The organism is Pseudomonas sp. URMO17WK12:I7 (assembly GCF_003269045.1).
In the GTDB taxonomy this organism is placed as follows: domain Bacteria; phylum Pseudomonadota; class Gammaproteobacteria; order Pseudomonadales; family Pseudomonadaceae; genus Aquipseudomonas; species Aquipseudomonas putida_J.
The window spans coordinates 1-21,782 of sequence record NZ_QLTL01000014.1; the positions used below are offsets into that span (position 1 = coordinate 1).

General features: G+C 62.0%; 21 protein-coding genes and 1 rRNA gene. 18 read left to right on the forward strand and 4 right to left on the reverse strand.

Features of this window, described 5'->3' with window-relative positions; genetic code table 11:
• Positions 1 to 42 precede the first annotated feature (42 nt).
• The 4 genes from rrf (at position 43) to H040_RS19560 (ending at position 3,858) form a co-directional block, all read left to right on the forward strand.
• A 5S ribosomal RNA gene (gene rrf, locus H040_RS19545) occupies positions 43 to 158 on the forward strand.
• Between the two features lie 137 nt (positions 159 to 295).
• Positions 296 to 955 (forward strand): paraquat-inducible protein A, encoded by a 660-nt coding sequence (locus H040_RS19550; protein WP_027918211.1) that lies wholly within the window; start codon positions 296 to 298, stop codon positions 953 to 955.
• A complete protein-coding gene (locus H040_RS19555) occupies positions 942 to 1,565 on the forward strand; it encodes a paraquat-inducible protein A (protein ID WP_027918212.1) in 624 nt (207 codons plus the stop codon). Before H040_RS19550 ends, H040_RS19555 begins: the two co-directional genes overlap by 14 nt.
• Positions 1,558 to 3,858: a PqiB family protein gene (locus tag H040_RS19560; protein WP_027918213.1), complete on the forward strand. Its 2,301-nt coding sequence runs from the start codon at positions 1,558 to 1,560 to the stop codon at positions 3,856 to 3,858. Before H040_RS19555 ends, H040_RS19560 begins: the two co-directional genes overlap by 8 nt.
• Before the next feature lie 124 nt (positions 3,859 to 3,982).
• Here H040_RS19560 and rpsT read toward each other — a convergent pair whose 3' ends face one another.
• Positions 3,983 to 4,261 (reverse strand): 30S ribosomal protein S20, encoded by a 279-nt coding sequence (gene rpsT / locus H040_RS19565; protein ID WP_003247625.1) that lies wholly within the window; start codon positions 4,259 to 4,261, stop codon positions 3,983 to 3,985.
• A 250-nt stretch (positions 4,262 to 4,511) separates the two neighbouring features.
• Here rpsT and murJ point away from each other — a divergent pair, with 250 nt between their 5' ends.
• From murJ to ispH, 6 genes are all read left to right on the forward strand, one after another.
• Positions 4,512 to 6,050 carry a murein biosynthesis integral membrane protein MurJ gene (gene murJ, locus H040_RS19570; RefSeq protein ID WP_027918214.1) on the forward strand — a complete coding sequence of 513 codons (1,539 nt, stop codon included), beginning with the start codon at positions 4,512 to 4,514 and terminating at the stop codon, positions 6,048 to 6,050.
• A gap of 118 nt (positions 6,051 to 6,168) precedes the next feature.
• On the forward strand, positions 6,169 to 7,119 hold the full coding sequence (gene ribF / locus H040_RS19575; RefSeq protein ID WP_027918215.1) for a bifunctional riboflavin kinase/FAD synthetase: 951 nt from the start codon (positions 6,169 to 6,171) through the stop codon (positions 7,117 to 7,119).
• Positions 7,116 to 9,947 (forward strand): isoleucine--tRNA ligase, encoded by a 2,832-nt coding sequence (ileS, locus tag H040_RS19580; protein WP_027918216.1) that lies wholly within the window; start codon positions 7,116 to 7,118, stop codon positions 9,945 to 9,947. Before ribF ends, ileS begins: the two co-directional genes overlap by 4 nt.
• Positions 9,940 to 10,455 carry a signal peptidase II gene (gene lspA / locus H040_RS19585; RefSeq protein ID WP_027918217.1) on the forward strand — a complete coding sequence of 172 codons (516 nt, stop codon included), beginning with the start codon at positions 9,940 to 9,942 and terminating at the stop codon, positions 10,453 to 10,455. The genes ileS and lspA overlap by 8 nt, the downstream gene beginning before the upstream one ends.
• Positions 10,448 to 10,885 (forward strand): FKBP-type peptidyl-prolyl cis-trans isomerase, encoded by a 438-nt coding sequence (gene fkpB / locus H040_RS19590; protein ID WP_027918218.1) that lies wholly within the window; start codon positions 10,448 to 10,450, stop codon positions 10,883 to 10,885. Before lspA ends, fkpB begins: the two co-directional genes overlap by 8 nt.
• 14 nt (positions 10,886 to 10,899) lie before the next feature.
• A complete protein-coding gene (gene ispH, locus H040_RS19595; RefSeq protein WP_027918219.1) occupies positions 10,900 to 11,847 on the forward strand; it encodes a 4-hydroxy-3-methylbut-2-enyl diphosphate reductase in 948 nt (315 codons plus the stop codon).
• Between the two features lies 1 nt (position 11,848).
• On the opposite strand, the gene H040_RS19600 is transcribed toward ispH, so the two are convergent.
• The gene (locus tag H040_RS19600; RefSeq protein ID WP_027918220.1) at positions 11,849 to 12,328 is read right to left on the reverse strand and encodes a GspH/FimT family pseudopilin; all 480 of its coding nucleotides are present in this window, start codon (positions 12,326 to 12,328) and stop codon (positions 11,849 to 11,851) included.
• 109 nt (positions 12,329 to 12,437) lie between these two features.
• On the opposite strand from H040_RS19600, the gene H040_RS19605 reads away from it, so the two are divergent.
• Genes H040_RS19605 through thiO form a run of 5 tightly spaced genes read left to right on the forward strand, consistent with a single transcriptional unit; the run spans position 12,438 to position 15,276 of the window.
• Entirely contained in the window at positions 12,438 to 12,620 is a 183-nt protein-coding gene (locus tag H040_RS19605) for a prepilin-type N-terminal cleavage/methylation domain-containing protein (RefSeq protein WP_027918221.1), read from the forward strand.
• Entirely contained in the window at positions 12,617 to 13,264 is a 648-nt protein-coding gene (locus H040_RS19610; protein ID WP_027918222.1) for a PilW family protein, read from the forward strand. The genes H040_RS19605 and H040_RS19610 overlap by 4 nt, the downstream gene beginning before the upstream one ends.
• Positions 13,261 to 13,734: a hypothetical protein gene (locus H040_RS19615; RefSeq protein WP_027918223.1), complete on the forward strand. Its 474-nt coding sequence runs from the start codon at positions 13,261 to 13,263 to the stop codon at positions 13,732 to 13,734. Before H040_RS19610 ends, H040_RS19615 begins: the two co-directional genes overlap by 4 nt.
• A gap of 1 nt (position 13,735) precedes the next feature.
• Positions 13,736 to 14,125: a type IV pilin protein gene (locus H040_RS19620; protein WP_027918224.1), complete on the forward strand. Its 390-nt coding sequence runs from the start codon at positions 13,736 to 13,738 to the stop codon at positions 14,123 to 14,125.
• Between the two features lie 53 nt (positions 14,126 to 14,178).
• Positions 14,179 to 15,276: a glycine oxidase ThiO gene (gene thiO, locus H040_RS19625; protein WP_027918225.1), complete on the forward strand. Its 1,098-nt coding sequence runs from the start codon at positions 14,179 to 14,181 to the stop codon at positions 15,274 to 15,276.
• 143 nt (positions 15,277 to 15,419) lie between these two features.
• Here the strand turns inward: thiO and H040_RS19630 are convergent, their stop codons facing one another.
• Together H040_RS19630 and H040_RS19635 are read right to left on the reverse strand one after the other, a co-directional pair.
• A complete protein-coding gene (locus tag H040_RS19630) occupies positions 15,420 to 15,650 on the reverse strand; it encodes a PP0621 family protein (protein WP_027918226.1) in 231 nt (76 codons plus the stop codon).
• Between the two features lie 93 nt (positions 15,651 to 15,743).
• Positions 15,744 to 16,763, reverse strand: coding sequence for an outer membrane protein assembly factor BamD (locus tag H040_RS19635; RefSeq protein WP_027918227.1), 1,020 nt, complete (start codon positions 16,761 to 16,763; stop codon positions 15,744 to 15,746).
• 147 nt (positions 16,764 to 16,910) lie between these two features.
• Here H040_RS19635 and rluD point away from each other — a divergent pair, with 147 nt between their 5' ends.
• From rluD to clpB, 3 genes are all read left to right on the forward strand, one after another.
• A complete protein-coding gene (rluD, locus tag H040_RS19640) occupies positions 16,911 to 17,873 on the forward strand; it encodes a 23S rRNA pseudouridine(1911/1915/1917) synthase RluD (RefSeq protein ID WP_027918228.1) in 963 nt (320 codons plus the stop codon).
• A complete protein-coding gene (pgeF, locus tag H040_RS19645; RefSeq protein ID WP_027918229.1) occupies positions 17,870 to 18,610 on the forward strand; it encodes a peptidoglycan editing factor PgeF in 741 nt (246 codons plus the stop codon). Before rluD ends, pgeF begins: the two co-directional genes overlap by 4 nt.
• 230 nt (positions 18,611 to 18,840) lie before the next feature.
• Positions 18,841 to 21,405 carry an ATP-dependent chaperone ClpB gene (gene clpB / locus H040_RS19650; RefSeq protein ID WP_027918230.1) on the forward strand — a complete coding sequence of 855 codons (2,565 nt, stop codon included), beginning with the start codon at positions 18,841 to 18,843 and terminating at the stop codon, positions 21,403 to 21,405.
• Positions 21,406 to 21,782: the final 377 nt, after the last annotated feature.

The following is a 21,782-nucleotide window of genomic DNA, read 5'->3' on the forward strand; positions in this document are numbered from 1 at the left end:
ATTCGCTGGGCTGTCCATCTGGACATTCTGGCTACAGAATTTCTTGACGACCATAGAGCATTGGAACCACCTGATCCCATCCCGAACTCAGCAGTGAAACGATGCATCGCCGATGGTAGTGTGGGGTTTCCCCATGTGAGAGTAGGTCATCGTCAAGATTCATTTCGCAAAACCCCTATCTGCGCATGCAGGTAGGGGTTTTGTCTTTCTGGATCCATGGCAGGCGTTAGTCGTCTCCCACATTTTGAGCTGAGACCACTAGAATAGAGCTGACGTACCTATTCAGAATCTCGAGATGCCCGATCCCGTCGAAACCCAAGCCTTAGAGCAGTTGCCGCTGGACGAACTGGTCGCCTGCCACGAGTGCGACCTGCTGATGCGCAAGCCGGTGCTGCAGCATGACGAAAAAGCCCAATGCCCACGCTGTGGCTATGAGCTGTACGCCCACCGGCACAATGTGGTCAGCCGCAGCCTGGCCTTGGTGCTGACGGCCCTGCTGCTGTTCGTGCCAGCCAACTTCCTGCCCATCATGCAGCTGCACCTTCTTGGTCAGACTTCGGACGACACCGTTTGGAGTGGTGTGCTAGGTCTGTATAACTCGGAAATGCGTGGCGTGGCCGTGGTGGTGTTCCTGTGCAGCATGGCCATCCCCTTGCTCAAGTTGCTGTGCCAGCTGGCCGTGCTGCTGAGCATCCGCCTGAATGTCGGGCGCAGTTACGGTCTGCTGTTCTATCGCGTCTATCACCACCTGCGGGACTGGGGCATGCTCGAGGTCTATTTCATGGGCGTGCTGGTGGCGATCGTCAAACTCGTCGACCTGGCCGAATTGACTATTGGCCTTGGCCTGTTCTGTTTCATCAGCCTGTTGCTGATCCAGGTCTGGCTCGAAGTGGTGATGTCGCCACACCAGATCTGGAGCGCATTGTCGGGGGAGGATCTCCATGCGGGCGATTGATGCAGGCATTCTGGTTTGCAATGAGTGCCATGAGCTGAACCGCCAGGACGCCGAGAGCGATTCGCAGACCTGCACGCGCTGCGGCGCCGTCGTGCATGCGCGGCGACCCAACAGCATCATCCGTACCTGGGCGTTGTTGATCACTGCCTCGATTCTGTACATACCAGCCAATCTGTTGCCGATCATGACGGTCAGTACATTGGGGCAGGGTAGCGGCGACACCATCATGTCCGGCGTCATCACCTTGCTCAAGCACGGCATGCTGCCAATTGCCGCCGTGGTTTTCATTGCCAGCATCCTGGTGCCTACCTTCAAGCTGGTGGGTATCGGCCTGCTGCTGTATTCGGTCCAGCGCCGTCAGCCGCTGTCGGCAAGGCAACGAATCCTGATGTACCGCTTCATCGAGTTCATAGGGCGCTGGTCCATGCTGGACATCTTCGTTATCGCCATTCTGGTGGCGGTGGTGAATTTTGGCCGTATCGCCAGTGTCGAAGCCAACCTGGGCGCTGTCGCCTTCGCTACTGTGGTGATCCTCACAATGCTTGCTGCTTTAACTTTCGATCCCCGACTGATCTGGGATAACACGGAGTCGGATGACGACCATGAGTGACATGCCAACGGCTAAAACCCGCCCTGCGTCGAACTGGTCGGCGATCTGGATCCTGCCGCTGATCGCGCTGATGATCGGTGGCTGGCTGGCCTGGCAGGCCTACCGTGATGCTGGCGTGGAAATCGAAGTGCGTTTCGAGACTGGCGAGGGCATTGTCGCCAACAAGACCGAAGTGATCTTCAAAGGTATGCCGGTTGGCAAGGTCACGAAGCTGGTGCTGGATGCAAAGGGTGAGAACCAGGGGGTAATCGCCACCATCGAGATGAACAAGGCCGCCGAACCGCACCTGACCAAGGGCACACGGTTCTGGCTGGTCAAGCCAAGTGTCAGTCTGGCTGGTATCTCTGGTCTGGAGACGCTGGTATCCGGCAACTACATCGCTGTCAGCCCGGGTGAAGGCGAGCCGACCAAGCGCTTTAACGCACTCAAGGTCGCGCCACCACTGTCCGACAGTGAGCCTGGCCTGCACCTGACGCTCAAGGCCGACCGCCTAGGCTCGCTCAATCGTGACAGCCCGGTGTTTTACAAGCAGATTCAGGTTGGCCGGGTGAAAAGCTATCGCCTGTCTGACGACCAGAGCACGGTCGAGGTCAAGGTCTTCATCGAACCGGCCTACGCCAGCCTGGTGCGCAAACACACGCGCTTCTGGAATGCCAGCGGCATCAGCATCGACGCTGACCTGTCGGGCGTGAAGGTGCGCAGCGAGTCACTGTCGAGCATTGTTGCTGGCGGCATCGCCTTTGCCACGCCCGAGTATCGCAAGGACAGCCCGCCTACAGACCCGAGCCTGCCGTTCCGCTTGTATGAAGACTTCGATGCGGCCCAGGCAGGTATCCGCGTCAAGGTGAAGCTCAGCGACTATGAAGGCCTGCAGGCCGGTCGTACGCCGGTCATGTACAAAGGTATTCAGGTCGGTTCGTTGAAAGCCCTGAAGATGGAAGACAACCTGAGCAGCGCCACGGCCGAGCTGACGCTGGACCCCTTGACCGAGGACTATCTGGTCGAGGGTACGCAGTTCTGGGTGGTCAAACCGTCCATTTCCCTGGCGGGTATTACCGGCCTGGAAGCGTTGGTCAAAGGTAACTACATCGCCATTCGCCCAGGCGAAAAAGGCGCCAAGCCGCAGCGCGAGTTCGAGGCCCGGCCCAAGGCGCCGCCGCTGGACCTGAAGGCCCCAGGCCTGCACCTGGTGCTGTTCGCCGATACGCTGGGCTCGCTGGAGATCGGCAGCCCGGTGATGTACCGCCAGGTCAAGGTCGGTAGCGTGCAAAGCTACCAGTTTGCCCGCAACAGCAACCGTATCCTGATTGGTGTGCATATCGAAAAGGACTACGAAAACCTGGTCAACGGCTCCTCGCGGTTCTGGAATGTCAGCGGTATTACCCTGACCGGCGGCCTGTCGGGCATCAAGATCAAGAGTGAGTCGCTGCAGACGCTCATGGCCGGGGGCATCGCCTTCGATACACCCACGCCCAATGTTGCGCTCAAACGCCATATCCCACGTTTCCGCCTGCTGGAAAGCCAAGAGGCGGTGAACCGCACCGGTACCTTGGTCACCATACGGGTAGACCGTGCTGATGGTCTTAAGCCTGGCACGCCAATCCGCTTCCGTGGCCTGGATGTCGGTAGCGTCGAGAGTGTGGACCTGACAAAAGACCTGCAGGCGGTACTGCTGCGAGCACGCATTACCGAGGCGGCTGATCGTATTGCCCGGGCGGGCACGCAGTTCTGGGTGGTCAAGCCGGCACTTGGGCTGGTGCGGACCGAGAACCTCGATACCTTGATTGGCGGGCAGTACATCGAAGTGCAGCCAGCGGTGAAGGACAAGGGGCCGCAGCGTGATTTCATCGCGTTGAGCGAAGCGCCTGAAGTCGTAGGCGAGGAAGTGGGCCTGCCGTTGACGCTGAGTGCGCCGCGCCGTGGTTCGATCAAGCCGGGCGTGCCTGTTACCTATCGCGAGGTGGCGGTCGGCAAGGTGACCGGTTTCGAGCTTGGTCAGACTGCGGATCGCGTGTTGATCCATATTCTGATCGAGCCGCGTTATGCCGCCCTGGTGCGCGGTGGCAGCAGGTTCTGGAACAGCAGTGGGTTCGGCTTCGACTGGGGGCTGTTCAAGGGTGCCACGGTGCGTACCGAGTCGCTTGAGACGCTCATCGATGGCGGTATTGCCTTCGCCACGCCTGAGGGCGAGCAGATGGGCAATCCGGCGCGGCCGCAGCAAACCTTCGCCTTGTTCGAGAAGCCAGAGGATGCCTGGCTGCAGTGGGCACCGAAGATCCAGATCGCCAAGTAAGTTCCAAGGCTGGCGCGGTTCCAGTGGGAGCGGGTAAGCCCGCTCTCACCAGGATCGCGTGAGCCTTGAATTGCAGGCATAAAAAAACCGGCCCTAGGGCCGGTTTTTTCGACAAGAACGTCGCTTAGGCAGCTGCAGCTTCTTTCAGCGCCTTGATGTGGCCATTCAGACGGCCTTTGTGGCGAGCAGCTTTGTTCTTGTGGATGATGCCTTTATCGGCCATGCGGTCGATTACAGGCACAGCCAGAACGTAAGCGGCTTGCGCTTTTTCGGCGTCTTTTGCGTCGATGGCTTTAACTACATTCTTGATGTAGGTACGGACCATGGAACGCAGGCTGGCGTTGTGGCTGCGACGCTTCTCAGCCTGTTTTGCACGTTTCTTGGCGGAAGGTGTGTTGGCCACCGTCGAGCTCCTCGAAAGACTTTAGGTAAATAGCAAACAAAATAGGCCGCGAATCATGCCGATGAGTCGACCGGATGTCAAGGCCACCTGCAGGGTTCCGCCGAGTGGTGCAGCAACAGGCGGGAAATATTCCTTTCTGCCGTGCTACCTGTAAACTCGGGATTTTTTGGCTCCCCTGCGAAGGCGCGGGAGTATCGCACATTCGGACGCTGTCTGGCAGCGCCCTCTGTCCCTGGCGTGAATCTTTTCGATGAATCTGCTCAAATCCCTGGCTGCAGTCAGCTCCATCACCATGATTTCGCGGGTGCTGGGCTTCGTGCGCGACACCATCCTGGCCCGTGTTTTCGGGGCCGGTATCGCCACCGACGCCTTCTTCATCGCCTTCAAGCTGCCCAACCTGCTGCGGCGGATCTTTGCCGAAGGGGCATTTTCCCAGGCGTTCGTGCCGATCCTGGCCGAATACAAGACCCAGCAGGGCGAGGAGGCGACGCGCACCTTCATCGCCTACGTCAGCGGCCTGCTGACCCTGGTGCTGGCCCTGGTCACGGCCGTCGGCATTCTCGCCGCACCCTGGGTGGTCTGGGCCACTGCCCCGGGCTTTGTCGACAGCGCCGAGAAGTACGCGCTCACCACAGACCTGTTGCGGGTGACCTTCCCTTATATATTGCTGATTTCGCTGTCCTCCCTGGCCGGCGCGATTCTCAATACCTGGAACCGCTTTTCCGTCCCGGCGTTCACGCCGACCCTGCTCAACGTGGCGATGATCATCTTCGCCGTGCTGCTCACGCCGTATTTCGATCCGCCGATCATGGCCCTGGCCTGGGGCGTGCTGGCCGGAGGCCTGGCGCAACTGCTGTACCAGCTGCCAGCGCTGAAGAAGATCGGCATGCTCGTGCTGCCGCGCCTGAACCTGCGCGATGCGGGCGTATGGCGGGTGCTCAAGCAGATGCTGCCGGCGATCCTCGGGGTATCGGTGAGCCAGATCTCGCTGATCATCAACACCATCTTCGCCTCCTTCCTGGTGGCCGGTTCGGTGTCGTGGATGTACTACGCCGACCGCCTCATGGAGCTGCCTTCCGGTGTGCTGGGCGTGGCCCTTGGCACCATCCTGCTGCCAACCCTGGCCAAGACCTACGCCAGCAAGGACCGTGAGGAGTATTCGCGAATCATGGATTGGGGGCTGCGTCTGTGCTTCCTGCTGGTGTTGCCGTGTACCCTGGCCCTGGCGATCCTCGCCGAGCCGCTGACCGTGGCATTGTTCCAGTACGGCAAGTTCAGCGCCTTCGACGCCGCGATGACTCAGCGTGCGCTGATTGCGTACTCGGTCGGCCTGCTGGCGATCATTCTGGTCAAGGTGCTGGCACCAGGCTTCTATGCGCAGCAGAATATCCGTACCCCGGTGAAGATCGCGATTTTCACCCTGGTCTGCACGCAGCTGTTCAACCTGGCACTGGTCGGCCCGCTGCAGCACGCCGGCCTGGCCTTGGCCATCAGCCTGGGTGCCTGTCTGAACGCAGGCCTGCTGTTCTGGAAACTGCGCAGCCAGCAACTGTTCCAGCCGCAACCGGGCTGGGCGAAGTACCTGCTCAAACTGGTGCTGGCAGTCACCCTGATGGCAGCAGTGCTGCTGGTAGGCATGCACTATTTGCCGGCCTGGGAACAGGGCAACATGCTTGAACGGTTCCTGCGCCTGGGCGCGTTGATCGCAGTGGGTGTGGTGACCTATTTCGGTTGCCTGTACCTGTGCGGCTTCCGGCCCCGGCACTTCGCCCGCAACGCCCTGCATTGAGGTAGAAGGCGGGTCAGGCGTCGGTTTTTCGCATTCCACGCCACCCCTTGGCGCTGCTGCCTGTCACCAGCGCCCGGGTGTGGTTATAATCGGCCACTTTATGAGCAAGAAGCGCGTTATGCAGCTGGTTCGAGGTCTTCACAACCTGCGCCCCGAGCACCGGGGCTGTGTCGCCACCATTGGCAACTTCGACGGGGTTCACCGGGGCCACCAGGCAATCCTGGCGCGCCTGCGCGAGCGCGGGCAAGAGCTGGGCCTGCCGACTTGCGTGGTGATCTTCGAGCCGCAGCCGCGCGAGTACTTCGCCCCGGACACTGCACCCGCCCGCCTGGCGCGCCTGCGCGACAAGGTCGAACTGCTGGCCGCCGAGGGCATCGACCGTGTCCTGTGCCTGGCGTTCAACCAGCGCCTGAGCAAGCTCAGCGCCGATGGGTTCGTCAAGGCAATCCTGGTCGACGGCCTGGGCGTGCGTCACCTTGAAGTGGGCGACGACTTCCGCTTCGGCTGCGACCGCGCCGGCGACTTCACCTTCCTGGTCGCTGCCGGCAAGCAGTACGGGTTTACCGTCGAAGCCGCCAACACCGTGATCCAGGACGGCCTGCGGGTCAGCAGCACCGAAGTACGCAAGGCGCTGTCCGAAGGCAACTTCGAGCTGGCCGAGCATCTGTTGGGCCGCCCATACCGTATTACTGGCCGTGTGCTGCATGGCCAGAAGCTGGCCCGCCAGCTCGGCACCCCGACTGCCAACATCCAGCTCAAGCGCCGCCGTGTGCCGCTGTCCGGGGTCTACCTGGCCAGCATCGAGATCGACGGCAAGGCCTGGCCGGGTGTCGGCAATATTGGTGTGCGCCCGACGGTGGCCGGTGACGGCCGCCCGCACCTCGAGATTCATCTACTGGATTATGCCGGCGATCTGTATGGCCGGCGCCTGACGGTGGAATTCCACCACAAGCTGCGTGAAGAGCAGCGATTCGCCTCCCTGGAGGCGCTGAAGTCGGCGATCGATGCGGATATCGCCGCCGCACGTGCACATTGGCACGCTCAACCGCTAACGAAGAGCCTGAAATGACCGACTACAAAGCCACGCTAAACCTTCCGGACACCGCCTTCCCCATGAAGGCCGGCCTGCCTCAGCGCGAACCGCAGATCCTGCAGCGCTGGGACAGCATTGGCCTGTACCAGAAGCTGCGCGAAATTGGCAAGGATCGTCCGAAGTTCGTCCTGCACGACGGCCCGCCCTATGCCAACGGCAAGATTCACATCGGTCATGCGCTGAACAAGATCCTCAAGGACATGATCGTCCGCTCCAAGACCCTGTCGGGCTTCGATGCGCCGTACGTACCGGGCTGGGACTGCCACGGCCTGCCGATCGAGCACAAGGTCGAGGTCACCCACGGCAAGCACCTGACCGCCGACCGTACCCGCGAGCTGTGCCGCGAGTACGCCGCCGAGCAGATCGAAGGGCAGAAGTCCGAATTCATCCGCCTGGGCGTGCTGGGTGACTGGGACAATCCGTACAAGACCATGAACTTCGCCAACGAGGCCGGTGAAATCCGTGCCCTGGCCGAGATGGTCAAGCAAGGCTTCGTGTTCAAGGGCCTCAAGCCGGTGAACTGGTGCTTCGACTGCGGTTCGGCCCTGGCTGAAGCCGAAGTCGAGTACGCCGACAAGAAATCCCAGACCATCGACGTGGCCTTCCCGGTCGCCGACGAGGCCAAGCTGGCCGCCGCCTTCGGCCTGGCCTCGCTGGCCAAGCCAGCTGCCATCGTGATTTGGACCACCACCCCGTGGACCATCCCGGCCAACCAGGCGCTGAACATCCACCCGGAGTTCAAGTACGCCCTGGTCGACACCGGCGAGCGCCTGCTGGTGCTGGCTGAAGAACTGGTCGAAGCGTGCCTCAAGCGCTACAACCTGGAAGGTTCGGTGATCGCCACCGCCCCGGGCTCGGCCCTGGAGCTGGTCAACTTCCGCCACCCGTTCTACGACCGCCTGTCGCCAGTCTACCTGGCCGACTACGTCGAACTGGGCGCCGGTACCGGCGTGGTGCACTCGGCACCTGCCTACGGTGAAGACGACTTCGTCACCTGCAAGCGCTACGGCATGGTCAACGACGACATCCTCACCCCGGTGCAGAGCAACGGCGTGTACGTCGAGTCGCTGCCATTCTTCGGCGGCCAGTTCATCTGGAAAGCCAACCCAGCCATCGTCGAAAAGCTGAGCGAAGTCGGCGCGCTGATGCACACCGAAACCATCAGCCACAGCTACATGCACTGCTGGCGTCACAAGACCCCGCTGATCTACCGCGCCACCGCGCAGTGGTTCGTCGGCATGGACAAGCAGCCGAGCACCGGCGAGCCGCTGCGCGAGCGCGCACTCAAAGCCATCGAAGAGACCAAGTTCGTCCCGGCCTGGGGCCAGGCGCGCCTGCATTCGATGATCGCCAACCGCCCGGACTGGTGCATCTCGCGTCAACGCAACTGGGGCGTACCAATCCCGTTCTTCCTGCACAAGCAGACCGGCGAGCTGCACCCGCGCACCGTCGAACTGATGGAGGCCGTGGCCAAGCGCGTCGAGCAAGAGGGCATCGAAGCCTGGTTCAAGCTGGACGCCGCCGAACTGCTGGGTGACGAAGCCAGCCAGTACGACAAGATCGCCGATACCCTGGACGTCTGGTTCGACTCCGGTACCACCCACTGGCACGTGCTGCGTGGCTCGCACGACATCGGCCACGCCACCGGCCCGCGTGCCGACCTGTACCTGGAAGGTTCCGACCAGCACCGCGGTTGGTTCCACTCGTCCTTGCTGACCGGTTGCGCCATCGACGGCCACGCGCCGTACCGCGAGCTGTTGACCCATGGCTTCACCGTGGACGAAAGCGGCCGCAAGATGTCCAAGTCGCTGGGCAACACCATCGAGCCGGAGAAGGTCAACAACACCCTGGGTGCCGACATCCTGCGCCTGTGGGTTTCCGCGACCGACTACTCGGGCGAGATGGCTGTTTCCGAGCAGATCCTGCAGCGCAGCGCCGATGCCTACCGCCGTATCCGCAACACCGCGCGCTTCCTGCTCTCCAACCTGTCCGGCTTCGACCCGGCCCGCGACCTGCTGGCCCCGGAAGACATGCTGGCCCTGGACCGCTGGGCGGTGGACCGTACCCTGCTGCTGCAGCGTGAGCTGGAAGAGCATTACGGCGAGTACCGCTTCTGGAACGTCTACTCGAAGATCCACAACTTCTGCGTGCAGGAGCTGGGCGGCTTCTACCTCGACATCATCAAGGACCGCCAGTACACCACCGGCGCCAACAGTGTTGCCCGTCGTTCCTGCCAGACCGCGCTGTACCACATCAGCGAGGCACTGGTGCGCTGGATCGCGCCGATCCTGGCGTTCACCGCCGATGAAATCTGGCAGTACCTGCCGGGCGAGCGCAACGAATCGGTAATGCTCAACGGCTGGTACCAGGGCCTCAGCGAGCTGCCGGAAGGCACCGAACTGGACCGCGCCTACTGGGACCGCGTCATGGCCGTCAAAGCCGCGGTCAACAAGGAGCTGGAAAACCAGCGTACCGCCAAGGTCATAGGCGGCAACCTGCAGGCTGAAGTCACCCTGTTCGCCGAGGAAGGCCTGAGCGCCGACCTGAGCAAGCTGGGTGATGAACTGCGCTTCGTGCTGATCACCTCGGCCGCCAGCGTGGTGCCGTTTGCCCAAGCGCCGGCCGAAGCCGTGGCCACCGAAGTCGAAGGCCTCAAGCTGCAGGTGGTCAAGTCCGGTCACGTGAAGTGCGGCCGTTGCTGGCACTTCCGCGCCGACGTCGGCAGCCACCCGGAGCACCCGGAAATCTGCGGCCGTTGCGTCGACAACCTGACCGGCGAAGGCGAGGTGCGCCACTATGCCTAACCCTACGGCGGGGCGCTTCGGGCGCCTTGCATGGCTTTGGTTGAGCTTGCTGGTCCTGGTCCTGGACCAGGCCACCAAGCTGTACTTCAACAATGCCCTGACCATGTACCAGCAGGTCGTCGTCATCCCTGACTACTTCAGCTGGACCCTGGCCTACAACACCGGCGCGGCGTTCAGCTTCCTGGCCGACAGCTCCGGCTGGCAGCGTTGGCTGTTCGCCTTGATCGCCGTGGTGGTCAGCTCGGTGCTGGTCGTCTGGCTCAAGCGCCTGGGGCGCAACGAGACCTGGCTGGCCGTGGCGCTGGCGCTGGTGCTGGGTGGTGCCATCGGCAACCTGTACGACCGCATCGTGCTTGGCCACGTGGTCGACTTCATCCTGGTGCACTGGCACAACACCTACCGCTTCCCGGCCTTTAACCTGGCCGACAGCGCCATCACCGTTGGTGCGGTGATGCTGGCGCTGGATATGTTCAAGAGCAAGAAGTCCGAGGATCCGGTCCATGACTGACACCCGTATCGGCCAGAACACCGAAGTCACCCTGCACTTCGCGCTGCACCTGGAAAACGGCGACACCGTCGACAGCACCTTCGACAAGGCGCCAGCCACCTTCAAGGTCGGCGACGGCAACCTGCTGCCAGGCTTCGAGAGCGCCCTGTTCGGCTTCAAGGCCGGTGACAAGCGCACTGTGGTAGTGGCCCCGGAGAATGCCTTCGGTCAGCCCAACCCACAGAACGTGCAGGTCATGCCACGCTCCAACTTCGAAGGCATGGAGCTGTCCGAAGGGTTGTTGATCATCTTCAACGACGCTGCCAACACCGAGCTGCCGGGTGTGGTCAAAGCCTTCGACGACGACCAGGTGACCATCGACTTCAACCACCCACTGGCTGGCAAGACCCTGAGCTTCGAGGTGGAAATCCTCGAGGTGAAGGCCCTGTAAGCCTGGAGCCGAGCATGCAAATCAAACTCGCCAACCCTCGCGGTTTCTGTGCTGGGGTCGACCGGGCGATCGAGATCGTCAACCGTGCGCTGGAAGTCTTCGGCCCGCCGATCTACGTGCGCCACGAAGTGGTGCACAACAAGTTCGTGGTGGAAGACCTGCGTAACCGTGGCGCCATCTTCGTCGAAGAGCTGGACCAGGTGCCGGACGATGTCATCGTCATCTTCAGTGCCCACGGCGTTTCCCAGGCAGTGCGCCAGGAAGCCGCCGGCCGTGGCCTCAAAGTGTTCGACGCGACTTGCCCGCTGGTCACCAAGGTGCATATCGAAGTGGCCAAATACAGCCGCGATGGCCGTGAGTGCATTCTCATCGGCCACGAAGGGCACCCGGAAGTCGAAGGCACCATGGGGCAATATGACCCCAGCAACGGCGGTGCCATCTACCTCGTCGAAGACGAAGACGATGTTGCCCAACTGCAGGTGAACGACCCCGACCACCTGGCCTTCGTTACCCAGACCACGTTGTCGATGGACGACACCAGTCGCGTCATCGACGCCTTGCGTGCGCGCTTCCCGAACATTGGCGGCCCGCGCAAGGACGACATCTGCTACGCCACGCAAAACCGCCAGGATGCGGTCAAGCAGCTGGCTGGCGAGAGTGATGTATTGCTGGTGGTGGGCAGCCCTAACAGCTCCAACTCCAACCGCCTGCGCGAGCTGGCCGAGCGCATGGGCACCCCCGCATACCTGATCGATGGTGCCGAGGACATGCAGCGTGTCTGGTTTGAAAAGGCACAACGGGTAGGCATCACTGCCGGTGCTTCGGCCCCCGAAGTGTTGGTGCAGGGCGTGATTGAACAACTCAAGGCCTGGGGCGCCACCGGCGCCGAAGAGCTTGATGGGCGGCCGGAGAACATCACGTTCTCCATGCCTAAAGAGCTGCGGGTTCGCTCGCTGATCTGAATCAGGGGCCTGCGTACGATGAGTTTGTTTGTTCATTTGTGCGCAGGTCTACCTTGCCTGTACTTGATATCACTACCTCGTATTTGCAGCTCGCTGAAGAGCCCTCACAAACTTTCAATGTCGCGCCTAATCGCCCCACTGGCATTCCCAGGGCGCTGAATTTCACCTGTCCCTTGGTGTTTTCGACGATTCTCATTGAACGCGTCAGCCTGTATTCGCGCAGCACTTGCTGATTATGTTCGAGCAGTACAACCCAGCCCTTGCTCCAATCTTTTTGCAGTGGTCGCACAAGCACGGCCCGGCTTTGCAGCATGGCGTGGCTGCGCGCGCTGCGCAGTGCCTGGGCCAGATCCCGGGCTGCGGCCGCTCTATGCAGATCATCGCTCAGCCTCGCGTAGGCCGGCATGCCAAGTTGCGTCAGCAAAACGGCCATGACCAGGGCGAACATCATTTGAATCAGTGTTACACCACGTTGCCTCACCGTGCATTCCTCCCTGGAAGTGCTTGGCTATAGCTTCACGGTCATGGGGCATGAGGTCCAGTCGACCAAGTTCCAGGCAATTGCAGGAAAAGGCGCAGGAGGTGCAGGGATGCACAAGAAACAGCGGGGCATGACGCTTCTGGAAGTGCTGTTGTCGGTCGTTGTGGTGGCTGTTGGCATCTTTGCTTGCGCAGCCATGCAGCTGAAGGCATTGCAAGCGACTGACGGTGCGCGCCGCGATGGGCAGGCGGCATTTGCGGTGCACAGCGAAAACGAGCGGGGCCGACCATGAAGCGCATGCAAGTCGGCTTCGGTCTGCTCGAAGTGATGCTGGCGCTGGCGATCGGGCTGATGGTGCTGGCGGCTGCTAGTCAGCTCTTTGCCACTGCCCATCAGGCATGGCGGCTTCAAGGCGCAGCGCTGCGCCTTCAGGATGATGCACGCCTGGCGTTGCTGCGTATGGCTCAGGATATCCGCATGGCAGGCATGTTCGGTTGCCTGCGACTGAACCCCGACGACTTCGAAGACCCGATTGCTAGGCAGGCATTTGCCCAGCCACTGGTGATTGGCCCGTCCAGCCTGGAGTTGGTGGTCGCCGAGTCATCAGAGCATGCAGGCGAGCCTGACTGGGCACTGCTGACTGACTGCCATACCGAAGCCCTCGTGAAAAAAGATTTCCCGTCGAAACCGGGCACGCTCATGGCCTTGCGAATCAGCCGTCATCGATATGAGCTACGTGGTTCCACCCTGCAGTTCATCTGGAAAGGAAGGTCCCAATCGCTGATTGAGCATGTACGCAAGTTACAGGTGACCCGCGTTGATACGCCCAAAGGGGGGAGGGTTGACCTGAAGCTGACGTTGTTCGAACCGACGCTACAACTTGAGCAGCGCCATGAACTAAGCGTGGCTCTACGTAATCTGGAGTCCGATTCATGAGTCGTGAACGCGGGATGGTTCTGCTGCTATCTCTGGTGCTAAGCCTGCTGCTGGCCTTGCTGGCAGCCTCGGCTTTACGCGACGCGCTGATCGAAACCCGAATGACCGGCGCCATGACGGATGGCCTGCAGGCTTTTGAAGACGCGGAAGCCGTGCTGCTAGCTGGCGTCGAGGCGTTAATGCGCACGCCGCCAGGGAAGTGCAACGACTGCCAACCACCGCCACGCCCGCACGACCTGCAAGGCCAATGGCAAAACCACGAACGCGGTTACTTTCAGCTACAGAACCTGGGTGAAACCGACCGAGCCGCACACATGCCCGAGGGTGAGTGGGCCACCTTGTACCGGATAACAGCCGTCAGCCGGCAGCTGGCAGCCAGGCAGGTACTGGAAGCCGTATACGCCGTACCCACCGCTCAAGCACAAGCCCCCCAGCGCATTCTCTGGCGGCAGAGACTGAGGCAAGACTGACATGCAGCAAGGTATGAGCCTGATCGAATTGTTGATTGTCGTGGCCGTGACCGGCATTCTGGCAGCCATTGCCTACCCCAGTTACAGCGACCAGCTCAGGCGAGCCGCACGCAGCGAAGTGGTTGGCCTGCTGCATGACGCCACCTTGCGCCTGGAGCGCCATCGCGTGCGCACCGGCCAGTACGCCGAAGGCGACCCGCAGTTGCCCGCCGCCAACCGTCATTACCGCCTGCAGGCCCAGCGCGACAGCGATACCTTCACGCTGACCGCCCACCGGCTGCCCGATGGCCTGATGGCCGATGATCGCTGTGGTGACTTCCAGCTCGACCAGGCCGGTGTGCAGAGCAATCCGGGCGCCACTGAAAGCAGCGAGCGCTGCTGGGGAAGCTGAAGGTTGAATGATGCCCGTGCATCGCGGTTTTACTTCAGGTGTTGGATCGACAGATGAGCAAGCAAGTAGTGGTGGTCGGCGGCGGGGTGATCGGCCTGCTGACCGCGTTCAACCTGGCGGCGAAGGTCGGCCAGGTGCTGGTGTGTGACCAGGGCGAAGTTGGGCGCGAGTCTTCCTGGGCTGGTGGCGGTATCGTTTCGCCGTTGTACCCCTGGCGCTATAGCCCGGCGGTGACCGCATTGGCGCACTGGTCGCAGGACTTTTATCCACAACTTGGCGAGCGCCTGTGCGCAGCGACAGGCATCGACCCCGAGGTGCATACCACTGGCCTGTACTGGCTCGACCTTGACGACGAAGCCGAGGCCTTGGCCTGGGCCGAGCGTGAACAGCGGCCACTCAGCGCCGTGGACATCTCGGCAGCCTACGATGCGGTGCCGGTGCTTGGCCCGGGCTTCAGGCACGCGATCTACATGGCTGGTGTGGCCAACGTGCGCAATCCGCGGCTGGTGAAGTCGCTCAAGGCGGCGTTGCAGGCGCTGCCCAATGTGACCTTGCGCGAGCACTGCCAGGTCAGCGGCTTCGTTCATGAGAACGGCCGCGTGACTGGCGTACAGACGGCTGACGGTGTGCTCAAGGCTGATGAAGTGGTGCTCAGTGCCGGCGCCTGGAGTGGCGACCTGCTGCGCACCCTGGGGCTCGAGCTGCCGGTCGAGCCGGTGAAGGGCCAGATGATCCTGTTCAAATGTGCCGAAGACTTCCTGCCGAGCATGGTGCTGGCCAGGGGGCGCTATGCGATTCCGCGTCGTGATGGGCACATTCTGGTGGGCAGTACGCTGGAGCATGCCGGCTACGACAAGACCCCGACCGAGGAGGCGCTGGCCAGCCTCAAGGCGTCGGCCATCGAACTGTTGCCTGAGCTCGAGGATGCCACGGTTGTGGCGCACTGGGCCGGACTGCGCCCAGGCTCGCCTGAAGGCATTCCGTACATCGGGCCAGTGCCTGGGCATGACGGTTTGTGGCTGAACTGCGGGCACTACCGCAACGGGCTGGTGCTGGCGCCGGCTTCGTGTCAGCTGTTCACCGACTTGCTGACCGGGGCCGAGCCGATCATTGATCCTGCGCCTTATAAGCCAGAGGGGCGTTTGGGCTGAGATTGCTGGGCCCGCTTTGCGGGCCTTTCGCGACAAGAGGCCGCTGCTACTGGGATCGCGGCCTCTTGTAGGAGCGGCCTTGCCGGGCGCCGGACCGGTCGGAAAGGGCTGCACAGCAGCCCCCATTTCACCAAGCTAAAAGATCACTGCGATTGGCCGGGCCCCTGCTGCAAGTGCGCCTGGCTGCAATACCAGTCATTCCCCTGCTGCAGCGCCCGGTCATCGGGCAGGTGTACGCCACAGTGGGCGCAGCGCACCATCTTCAGCGGCGCGTCGAGCTTCGGCTCGGAGTGCGATTGCTGGCTGACTTTGAACTTGCGCCACAGCCAGAACGCGGCGGCGATCAGGGCGATCCAGAAAAGTAGGCGAACCATGGTGTCCAGCTTGTTGGTTGTAGAAGCCGACAGTCTAGGACGCAGCCATAAAAAAAGGGAGGCCTCAGGCCCCCCTTTCTCATTGCGCGTGTGTCAGTCGAACAGACCAAAGGTCATGTAGCTGAACCACGAGCGGTCTTTCTCGGCTTCTTTCGGGCCTGCCGGCACGATCGGGTCGCCGTTCTCGTCCTTAGGCAGCAGCTCTTGCGGCATCTCGTCGCGCGCGTCCTGGAACTGCTTGACCACGTCCTGGTTGGCGCGGGTTTCGCCCGGCGGCAGCGGGGTGTCGGTCTCGATCAGGCCCAGGGTGGCCTTGGACAGCCAGCCGCGGCCGTCAGACTCGGTCTGCTTGGGCTGGAACTGGCCATCGACCAGGCTTGGGTGGTCCGGGTAGTTGAGCTTGAGGGTTTCCAGGCTGGTGGCTGCCAGTTCGTCCAGGTGCATCTTCTGGTACGACTCGACCATCACGGCCAGGCCGTCGCCAACCGATGGGGTTTCCTGGAAGTTCTCGACCACGTAGCGGCCACGGTTGGCAGCGGCCACGTAAGCCTGGCGGCTCAGGTAGTAGTCGGCCACGTGGATTTCGTAGGAAGCCAGCAGGTTGCGCAGGTAGATCATGCGCTGCTTGGCGTCTGGCGCGTAGCGGCTGTTGGGGAAGCGGCTGGTCAGCTGGGCGAACTCGTTGTACGAGTCGCGCGCGGCGCCCGGGTCACGCTTGGTCATGTCCAGCGGCAGGAAGCGCGCCAGCAGGCCACGGTCCTGGTCGAACGAAGTCAGGCCCTTGAGGTAGTAGGCGTAGTCGACGTTCGGGTGCTGCGGGTGCAGGCGAATGAAGCGCTCGGCAGCCGATTTGGCAGCCTCAGGCTCGGAGTTCTTGTAGTTGGCGTAGATCAGCTCGAGCTGCGCCTGGTCGGCGTAGCGGCCGAACGGATAACGCGACTCCAGAGCCTTGAGCTTGTTCACGGCGCTGGTGTAGCTGGAGTTGTCCAGGTCAGCCTGAGCCTGTTGATACAGCTCGGCCTCACTGAGGTTCTCGTCAATGACTTCCTTATTGGAGGAACAGGCCGCGGTGAGCCCGAGGATGGCGATCAGCAGCAGGTGTTTCACTTGCATGGCGGCTTGCGTCCCTTTGACGGCCGCTGTCTTGGGCGGTGCCGTCCTGTTATGATGAGCGCCCCGGCAAACCCCGGGACAAAAGAAGCCGTATTTAACCACAAGCTCGCAGCCGAAACCAAAGGCTGTGCGCCCGCCGAATCGAGCATGTCCGAGATCATTCAACTTAGCGCAGAGGTCCCGTCCGAACTGGGCGGTCAACGCCTCGACCAGGTCGCCGCCCAATTGTTCGCCGAGTATTCGCGTTCGCGGCTTACTTCGTGGATCAAAGAGGGCCGCCTGACGGTCGATGGCGCGGTCGTGCGCCCTCGGGACCCGGTCCATGGTGGCTCGCAACTCATCCTGGAGGCCGAGCAAGAGGCCCAGGGTGAGTGGATCGCAGAAGATATCGAACTGGATATCGTCTACGAAGACGACCACATCATGGTGATCAACAAGCCTGCCGGGCTGGTTGTGCACCCGGCTGCCGGGCATGCCAGCGGTACGCTGCTCAATGCGCTGCTGCACCACGTGCCAGACATCGTCAACGTGCCGCGCGCCGGTATCGTGCACCGCCTGGACAAGGACACCACCGGCCTGATGGTGGTGGCCAAGACCTTGCAGGCGCAGACCAAGCTGGTCGAGCAGATGCAGGCCCGTAAAGTCAGCCGTATCTACGAATGCATTGTGATTGGCGTGGTCACCGCCGGTGGCAAGATCGATGCGCCTATCGGCCGTCACGGCGGCATGCGCCAGCGTATGGCGGTCACCGACGGCGGTAAGCCGGCGGTCAGCCACTACCGTGTGCTCAAGCGCTTCCGCTCGCACACCCACGTACGCGTGAAGCTGGAAACCGGCCGTACCCACCAGATTCGTGTGCACATGGCTCATGTCGGTTTCCCGCTGGTTGGCGATCAGACCTACGGCGGGCGCTTCCGCATTCCGCCGGCTGCCAGCCCAACCATGGTCGAGGCGGTGAAGACCTTCCCGCGCCAGGCGCTGCATGCGCGTTTCCTCGCCTTGGCTCACCCGATCACCGGTGAAATCATGAAGTGGGAATCGCCGTTGCCGGACGATTTCGTCTGGTTGCTGTCGCTGCTCAACCAGGACCGCGAGAGCTTTATCGGATGAACGGCCTGACGCAGTCGCTGCTGATCCCCGACTGGCCAGCCCCGGCCTCGGTTCGCGCCTGCGTCACTACCCGTGAGGGCGGGGTCAGCCTGCCGCCCTATGAAACATTCAATCTCGGCGATCACGTCGGCGATGACCCGGCCGCAGTCGTCGAGAACCGCCGTCGCCTGAGCGACGCATTCACCATCCAGCCAGCCTGGCTCAAGCAGGTGCATGGCTTGGTGGTGGCCGATGCCGACCCAGCCGTGGTGGCCGAAGCTGACGCTAGCTGGACCGACCAGCCTGGCATCGCCTGCACCGTGATGACTGCCGATTGCCTGCCGGCACTGTTCTGCGATCGCGCCGGTACGCGGGTGGCTGCAGCCCATGCTGGCTGGCGCGGGCTGGCAGGCGGCGTGCTCGAGGCTACCCTCGATCGCCTGGCGCTGGCGCCTGAAGAGGTGCTGGTGTGGCTCGGGCCGGCCATTGGCCCCAAGGCGTTCGAAGTCGGGCTGGAAGTGCGCGATGCATTTACCGCCGTGCATCCCGAAGCGGCCAGGGCGTTCGTCGACGGCGAGCGGCCAGGCAAGTTGATGGCCGACATCTACGAGCTGGCGCGCATTCGGCTGGCCGCGCGTGGGGTGACGGCTGTTTATGGCGGTGGCTACTGCACGGTCAGTGATGCCCGCTTCTTCTCCTATCGCCGCACCCCTCAAGGTGGGCGCTTCGCCTCGCTGGTCTGGCTGGCCCCGCGCTAGCCTGTACTGGCCTCTCGCGGATAAATCCGCTCCTACACGGGAACGCGAAACCTGTAGGAGCGGATTCATCCGCGAATGCCCCAGCGCTGATCCAGAAAGCTGACCCCGGTCAACCGCGCTACGCTTGAATCTTCCAGAATCACCCTTATCTATAAGGTCATCTCAGGCAGGTTTCTTCATAAACAGGCGCTGTCCATCGCTCCGACCTGCCCTTTAAAGGAAGGTACACCATGCGAATAGACCGTTTGACCAGCAAGCTTCAGCTTGCAATATCCGATGCCCAATCCCTGGCCGTTGGCATGGACCACCCAGCCATCGAGCCCGTGCACCTGCTGCAGGCCCTGCTCGAACAGCAGGGCGGTTCGATCAAGCCGCTGCTGATGCAGGTTGGCTTCGACATCAACAGCCTGCGCCAGGCATTGGTGAAAGAACTCGACCAGTTGCCGAAAATCCAGAACCCCACCGGCGACGTGAACATGTCGCAGGACCTGGCACGCTTGCTCAACCAGGCCGACCGCCTGGCTCAGCAGAAGGGCGACCAGTTCATTTCCAGCGAACTGGTGCTGCTCGCTGCCATGGACGAGAACAGCAAGCTCGGCAAGCTGCTGCTCAGCCAGGGTGTGAGCAAAAAGGCCCTGGAAAACGCCATCAACAACCTGCGCGGCGGCGCGGCGGTGAATGACGCCAACGCCGAAGAGTCGCGCCAGGCCCTGGACAAGTACACCGTCGACCTGACCAAGCGCGCCGAAGAAGGCAAGCTTGACCCGGTGATCGGCCGTGACGACGAAATCCGCCGCACCGTGCAGGTGCTGCAGCGCCGCACCAAGAACAACCCGGTGCTGATCGGTGAGCCTGGCGTGGGTAAAACCGCCATCGCCGAGGGCCTGGCCCAGCGCATCATCAACGGTGAAGTGCCCGATGGCCTGAAAGGCAAGCGCCTGCTGGCGCTGGACATGGGGGCGCTGATCGCCGGTGCCAAGTACCGTGGCGAGTTCGAAGAGCGCCTCAAAGGCCTGCTCAACGAGCTGTCCAAGCAGGAAGGCCAGATCATCCTGTTCATCGACGAACTGCACACCATGGTCGGCGCCGGCAAAGGCGAGGGCGCCATGGACGCCGGCAACATGCTCAAGCCGGCCCTGGCCCGCGGCGAGTTGCACTGCGTTGGCGCTACCACGCTCAACGAATACCGCCAGTTCATCGAGAAGGACGCGGCGCTGGAGCGGCGCTTCCAGAAAGTGCTGGTGGAAGAGCCGAGCGAGGAAGATACCATCGCCATCCTGCGTGGCCTGAAAGAACGCTATGAAGTGCACCACAAGGTGGCCATCACCGACGGTGCGATCATTGCCGCAGCCAAGCTCAGCCACCGCTACATCACCGACCGCCAGCTGCCGGACAAGGCCATCGACCTGATCGACGAAGCGGCCAGCCGCATCCGCATGGAGATTGACTCCAAGCCGGAAGTGCTCGACCGCCTTGACCGTCGCCTGATCCAGTTGAAGGTGGAGTCCCAGGCGCTGAAGAAGGAAGAAGACGAGGCGGCCAAGAAGCGCCTCGAGAAGCTCACCGAGGAAATCGAGCGGCTGGAGCGCGAGTATTCGGACCTGGAGGAAATCTGGGCGTCGGAGAAAGCCGAAGTGCAAGGTTCGGCGCAGATCCAGCAAAAGATCGAGCAGGCTCGCCAGGAACTGGAGGCCGCCCGTCGCAAAGGTGACCTGAGCCGCATGGCCGAGCTGCAGTACGGGGTGATCCCGGACCTGGAGCGCAGCCTGCAGATGGTCGACCAGCACGGCAAGACCGAGAACCAGCTGCTGCGCAACAAAGTGACCGAGGAAGAAATTGCCGAAGTGGTGTCCAAATGGACGGGCATCCCGGTGGCGAAGATGCTCGAAGGCGAGCGTGAGAAGCTGTTGAAGATGGAAGCGTTGCTGCACCAGCGCGTAATCGGCCAAGGCGAAGCGGTGACCGCAGTTGCCAACGCCGTGCGCCGTTCGCGTGCCGGGCTGTCCGACCCGAACCGGCCGAGTGGTTCGTTCCTGTTCCTCGGCCCGACCGGTGTGGGCAAGACCGAGCTGTGCAAGGCACTGGCCGAATTCCTGTTCGATACCGAAGAGGCCATGGTGCGCATCGACATGTCCGAGTTCATGGAGAAACACTCCGTGGCTCGCCTGATTGGTGCCCCGCCAGGCTACGTCGGTTATGAAGAGGGCGGTTACCTGACCGAGGCCGTGCGCCGCAAGCCGTACTCGGTGGTGCTGCTGGACGAAGTGGAGAAGGCCCACCCGGATGTGTTCAACGTGCTGCTGCAGGTGCTGGAAGACGGCCGCCTGACTGATAGTCACGGCCGCACCGTGGACTTCCGCAACACGGTGATCGTGATGACCTCCAACCTGGGCTCGGCGCAGATTCAGGAGCTGGTGGGGGATCGCGAGGCGCAGCGTGCGGCAGTGATGGACGCGGTGGGTTCGCACTTCCGTCCGGAGTTCATCAACCGTATCGACGAAGTGGTGGTGTTCGAGCCACTGGGCCGCGAGCAGATCGCCGGTATTACCGAGATCCAGCTTGGCCGCCTGCGCAGCCGCCTGCTCGAGCGCGAACTGTCGCTGAGCCTGAGCCCGGAGGCGTTGGACAAGCTGATCGCCGTGGGTTACGACCCGGTATATGGCGCGCGTCCGCTGAAGCGGGCGATCCAGCGCTGGATCGAAAACCCGCTGGCGCAGTTGATCCTGGCTGGCAAGTTCGTACCAGGGACGGCGATTACCGCCAAGGTCGAAGGCGACGAAATCGTCTTTGCCTGATTGCTGCTATAAATGAGCCCCGCATCTGCGGGGCTTTTTTTTGCCTGTTTACCTGTGCGGGCCCCTTCGCGGGTAAACCCGCTCCCACAGGATTACCTACCGTTTCAAGGCCTGTGCAGTACCTGTGGGAGCGGGTTTACCCGCGAAGAGGCCCGTGCAGCCCCAGCAAATCCGGGGCTTTACGGGCTTGTTGGTTAACTTGCTGAAAATTTTGAAATTTTTGCTTGCATCATAAAACGAGTGCCCCTAATATACGCCGCGTTGTCAGGCACTAAGCGAATCACCCGCAACATCGGTGACCGCAAAACAACTTACAAATCAGTAAGTTGAATGAAAAAAAGTGGTTGACAAGCAAAACGAAGAATGTAGAATAGCCG